Annotated in this window: 2 protein-coding genes; both read left to right on the top strand. The window is 33.2% G+C overall.

Features of this window, described 5'->3' with window-relative positions; genetic code table 11:
• Positions 1-147 precede the first annotated feature (147 nt).
• Complete coding sequence (locus AB0C84_RS46340) at positions 148-324, top strand: regulator (RefSeq protein WP_361079344.1); 177 nt, start codon at positions 148-150, stop codon at positions 322-324.
• Between the two features lie 151 nt (positions 325-475).
• The gene (locus AB0C84_RS46345; protein WP_361079341.1) at positions 476-850 is read left to right on the top strand and encodes a hypothetical protein; all 375 of its coding nucleotides are present in this window, start codon (positions 476-478) and stop codon (positions 848-850) included.
• The last annotated feature ends 206 nt before the right edge of the window (positions 851-1,056 follow it).

Raw genomic sequence — 1,056 nt, forward strand, 5'->3', positions numbered from 1 at the left:
GAAAGAGTTCAAAGAAAAGCGAAATAGAGAATGGATAGAGAAAGAAAAAGAATTTGAAAATAGAATGAAAGAACAACGTGAAGAATTCTATAAAAGAAATAGACATATTACTAAAGGTTTTGATAAACACTTTAAGGAGTGAACGGAATGATTAAACGCATATTAAAGATTTGGTTTACTATCGCTATGTATGAGTTAGGTAAATGGATTGGTAGAGAGTTGTATTATAAGTTAACTGCAAACGATGAGGTGGAAGTGCCTAAGGATTTTGACGAGAATGACCACGCTCATTTGAATGGATTTTGGAGAGAGGTATTTAAATGACTTGGTGGATAGCAATTATTCCAGTTGTGTATCTCGTTTGGTTGTGTGTAAAGAGTAAGGGGGAGCATAAGTGATTTAGCTTATTATCTTATTGAGTAAATATGAAGATTAAGGAGGAACTCGATTGTATTCAAAAGAAGCAATATTAAACATGATTGATAACTACCAAATGACATGCAAATACTTAATTACTGTAATACCAGATTGTGATAGTAGCTCAATTGCACAGTATGGTATACAAGCTACGCTACCTAAACCACAGGGGCAGAATGGTAGTAAGGTAGAGGACACAGTTATACGTCGTGAAAGAATGAGTAAACGTCATGCTCAGATGTTAGCGGAAGTAGAATTTATCAATCAATCCCAACAGAAGTTAGGACATGTTGACTTTATATTCTTAAGTCACTTAAAAAAGGGTAGACGCAGAGATGAAATAATAAAAGACATGCCAAACTCTCGCTTAAATAGAACTAACTTTTTAGCACGTAAAGATGACTTGGCAGAAAAAATATACTTGTTACAGTGACGAAAATGACAAAAATGACAAAAATGACGAAAATGACACTATTTTAGAGTGGACAGAATTTTTAATATAATGGTAGTGCGAAGTATGTAATTACTTTGCGCATGTAAACCTTTCTATTTTTTATTCCTTTCAAATGATCGAACATAATTTTTCTCCTTTCTGACCTATCCGAAAGACAATTCGGGTAGGTTTTTGTTGTATTATAT

This window comes from Actinomadura sp. NPDC048955, assembly GCF_040649435.1.
GTDB lineage: Bacteria > Actinomycetota > Actinomycetes > Streptosporangiales > Streptosporangiaceae > Spirillospora > Spirillospora luteofluorescens.

What these genes read in the sequence shown, in the direction of transcription:
- AB0C84_RS46340 (WP_361079344.1), top strand. Translation starts at nt 148, where the DNA reads ATGATTAAACGCATATTAAAGATTTGGTTTACTATCGCTATGTATGAG.
- AB0C84_RS46345 (WP_361079341.1), top strand. Translation starts at nt 476, where the DNA reads ATGATTGATAACTACCAAATGACATGCAAATACTTAATTACTGTAATA.